The sequence below is a fragment of the uncultured Rhodococcus sp. genome, assembly GCF_963525155.1.
Lineage (GTDB): Bacteria > Actinomycetota > Actinomycetes > Mycobacteriales > Mycobacteriaceae > Rhodococcus_F > Rhodococcus_F qingshengii.
The window spans coordinates 1-4,254 of the sequence record NZ_CAURKP010000299.1 but is presented as its reverse complement, the minus strand read 5'-3'; the positions used below and the strand labels follow the sequence as shown (position 1 = coordinate 4,254).

At 62.2% G+C, this 4,254-nt stretch carries 1 protein-coding gene; it reads left to right on the top strand.

The features are described from left to right. On the top strand, positions 1–4,254 hold a 4,254-nt coding region (locus RWT78_RS28470; RefSeq protein ID WP_314682674.1), incomplete at both ends, for an amino acid adenylation domain-containing protein.

Below are 4,254 nucleotides of genomic sequence, written 5' to 3'. Positions count from 1 at the left end.
GGGGGAGTTTCCGGTGACGGTGCATGGGAAGTTGGACCGTAAAGCCCTCCCGGACACTGATTTTGCGAGCGCTGCGTTTCGGATTCCCGCCACTCCTGCCGAAATCGGAATCGCCCGTGCTGTTGCCGACGTTCTCGGTCTCGACCAGGTGGGTGCCGACGACAGTTTCTTCGAACTCGGCGGGGATTCCCTCAGCGCCACTCGAGTCATCGCCCGCATCAACGCCGCATTGCACACCAATATGGGGGTCAATGCACTGTTCGACGCCCCCGTGGTCGCGGACCTGGCGGCCTCGATAGATCCAATCGACTCCGCGCCGGGCGAGCCTGGACCTGAGGAAGCTACTCGTGTGCACATCACGAGTAGGGCACGGCCAGAACGTATTCCGCTGTCGTTCGCGCAATCGCGGATGTGGTTCGTCAACCAGTTCGAAACGTCGTCTCCGCTCTACAACATCCCCGTCGCACTACAACTGGACGGGTTCCTGGATTCGGGTGCGCTCCAAGCCGCGCTGGGTGATGTGGTGGAACGGCACGAATCCCTTCGAACGATCTTTCCTGCGTCCGCAGACGGGCCCTACCAGGTGATCGCCGAACCCGCGGTCGCTGCTCCTCGAATCCACCCCGTGCCGATTCCCGGCGAGGGGCTTTTCACGGACTTGCACGCGTTCTTCGACATCGGATTCGATGTGTCCGAGGAGTTCCCGCTGCACGTGAGGTTACTCCGAACCGGACCGGAGCAGCATGTACTCGCGATCGTTGTTCACCACATCGCCGCAGACGGTTTCTCGATGGCACCACTGGCACGCGACCTGATGAGTGCATATACCGCGCGCACGCAAGGTCGGAGCCCGGACTGGGCGCCGCTGCCGGTTCAGTACGCCGACTACACCCTCTGGCAGCGTGAGATCGTCGACGCAGACGTTGGTCCGGAAACTTCGCCCTCCGCCGAATTCGATTATTGGACAGCGAAGCTGTCGGGTATTCCGGACGTCTTGCCGCTCCCTCTCGATAGACCACGAACCTCGAAACGGTCTGCCGAGGGCGCGGTGGTTTCGATGGACTTCTCGCCCGAGATCCATCGAGCTTTGAACGAACTCGCACACCAGAACGGTTCGTCCCTGTTCATGGTGATGCATGCGGCTCTGGCGGTATTGCTGGCACGGCTCACTACAGCGGACGACGTAGTGATCGGGACTCCGGTCGCAGGTCGCGGTGCATCGGTGTTCGACGATGTGGTCGGGATGTTCGTCAACACGCTCGTCCTTCGCACACCTGTCGCATCCGGAGCAACCTTTGCCGAGGTGTTGGCTGCGGTGCGGTCAACGGATCTCGGTGCTCTGGACCATGCATACATCCCCTTCGAGAGGTTGGTGGATTACCTCTCGCCCGACCGTTCCACCGAGCATTCACCTCTGTTTCAGGTACTCCTCGAATTCCAGACCGATACGGGACTGCGCTTCGACTTGCCGGAACTGACGGTTCGCTCGCTCGATGTCGATCTCGCGGTTGCGAAATTCGATCTGCAACTGAGTGTGATGGAGCACGTCGACGAGCACGGTGAGCCCGCCGGTATCAGCGCCGGTTTCCGTTATGCAACAGATATTTTCGATCGAATGTCGGTGGCGCGCATCGCGGCGCGCTTCGAAAGAGTGATCGGCGCCGTGACCGAGAACCAGTCGGTGGTCGTCGGCGATATCGACATGATTCTGGCCGGCGAACTCAGCGGGGTGCTGGTTACGCCCACGCCCTCTGGCGCCGGAACAGACGAGGATTCGTTGTCGGATCTCTTCGATCGCACGGCGCTGACGTCCGGTGATGCCGTGGCGGTGCGCTGCGGCGGATTGTCGGTTACCTACCGCGAACTCGACGAGCGAGCAAACCGCCTCGCTCGACTGTTGGTGGCGCAGGGGGTGGGGCCGGAAACCTTGGTGGCAGTCGCGATGGCCCGCTCGATCGACCTGATGGTGGCATTGCTGGCGGTGGTGAAGGCGGGTGGCGGATACGTACCGGTGGACTCGACTTCTCCGGTAAACCGGGTGGACTTCGTGGTGCGTGACGCCCTGCCGAAGTGTGTGCTGACCACTCGGGCCGACGGCGACTACATACGAGACAGTGACGCAATTGCAGACAGCGAGATTCCAGTGATTGCGGTAGACGACCCGGTAATTCTCGATGCGCTGCACAGGTTTTCTCCGCTTGCGGTGACCGACCGAGATCGGCTGCTACCGCTCCGGCCCGAATCGGTGGCCTACGTGATCTACACCTCGGGGTCCACCGGGCGCCCGAAGGGGGTTCAGGTTTCTCACCGCAGCGTAGTGACGTTGCTGGCAAACACCAGAGCGCTCTTCGGCTTCGACAGCGGCGATGTGTGGACGATGTTCCATTCGGAGGCATTCGACTTCTCGGTCTGGGAAATGTGGGGCGCACTCGCACACGGTGGCCGACTGGTACTGGTCGACTACTTCACGGCCCGTTCACCAGAGGCGTTCCTCGAATTGCTACGGCACGAACGTGTCACGGTGCTCAATCAAACTCCCACTGCCTTCTATCAATTGGCGGAAGCCGACCGGCTTACCGGGGGTGCGGCCCTGTCATTGCGCTACGTGATCTTCGGCGGAGAAGCGCTCGACTTCGGACAGTTGACGCGCTGGTACGCCCGTCGCGGGACTTCGTCACCAGATCTGGTCAACATGTACGGCATCACGGAGACCACTGTGCACGTCAGCCACTTACCGCTCGATCGTGTGCTGGTGCGTCAACGATCGGCCTCGGTGATTGGTCGGGCGTTACCCGGATTGCGTGTGTATGTGTTGGATCAGCGGTTGCACCCGGTGCCGCCCGGTGTGGTGGGTGAACTGTATGTCTCCGGGGATCAGGTTTCACGCGGATACCTCGGCCGGTTCGGTCTGACGTCCGCGCGGTTCATTCCCGACCTCGCGGTCAGTGGTGCGCGTATGTATCGATCCGGTGACCTGGGGCGCTGGAACGACAGCGGGCAGCTGGAGTACCTCGGACGAAACGATCTGCAGGTGCAGGTGAAGGGGTACCGAATCGAACTCGGCGAGGTGGAGGCTGCACTGCTCTCCGGAGTGGGCGTGTCTCAGTCGGCGGTGGTAGCCCGCAGAGACCGGTTGGTGGGCTACGTGGTGCCGGAGTCCGGTGCCACTATCTCTCCGGCGGCGTTGCTCGAGTATGTCTCACAGAGGTTGGCGCCCCACATGGTCCCCGCTGTCGTGACGGTTCTCGAGGGTTTGCCGCTGACGGTGAACGGAAAGCTCGACCGGAATGCATTGCCTGAACCTGACTTCGGGCGACAGGCAACCGTAAGTCGTGGCCCCGCGTCCGCGACGGAAAACATCCTTGCGAGTCTGTTCGCCGAAGTTCTGGGACTCGAGGAGGTGGGGGTCGACGATTCGTTCTTCACTCTAGGCGGTGACTCGATCATGTCCATCCAGTTGGTGACGCGCGCCAGGTCTGCCGGAGTTCTGATCACACCGCGCGAGGTGTTCGAACGCAAAACTGTTGCGGCGCTGTCCGAGACGGCCGGAACGGCTGGCAACCGTGTCGTCGTCGACGAATTACCTGGCGGCGGCGTCGGTGAGATCGAATTGACGCCGATCGTCGAATGGATGCTTGACCGTGGTGGAGATTTTCGCCGGTACTCCCAATCTGTTCTGCTCTCGGTTCCTGCCACGCTCGACGAGGTCACGCTGACACTGGCCATGCAGGCTGTGCTGGACCACCACGACATCCTCCGCGCAGGCATCCGGGCGACGCATCATCCTGAATCCGCTCGGCGGATGGACGTTGCGCCTGTAGGTACGGTGCGGGCGGAGACCGTCGTACGCCACGTGAGCCTCAGGGGTTCTGCCGCGGAGACGGTCTCGACAGAACTCGACGCAGCTCTGGGGCGGCTCGACCCGGAGGCAGGCGTGATGGTGCAGGCAGTCCTGCTCGACACCGACGGACAGATTCAAAAGGACCGGCAGAGCCGGAAACAGTTGCTAGTCGTGGCGCACCACCTCGTGACGGACGGCGTTTCCTGGCGAATCCTGATCCCCGATCTTGCACTTGCCTGTGCGCAGGTGCAGTCAGGCGTCGACCCGTCACTTGCTCCGGTCGGAACCTCGATGCGTCGATGGGCACATGGCCTCGTCGACGCCGCGCGCGAGCCGGATCGGGTCGCTGAAATCGACTATTGGCGAGAGGTGCTCGAGGGCCCGGATCCGACTCTGGGTGTGCACGCCCTGAC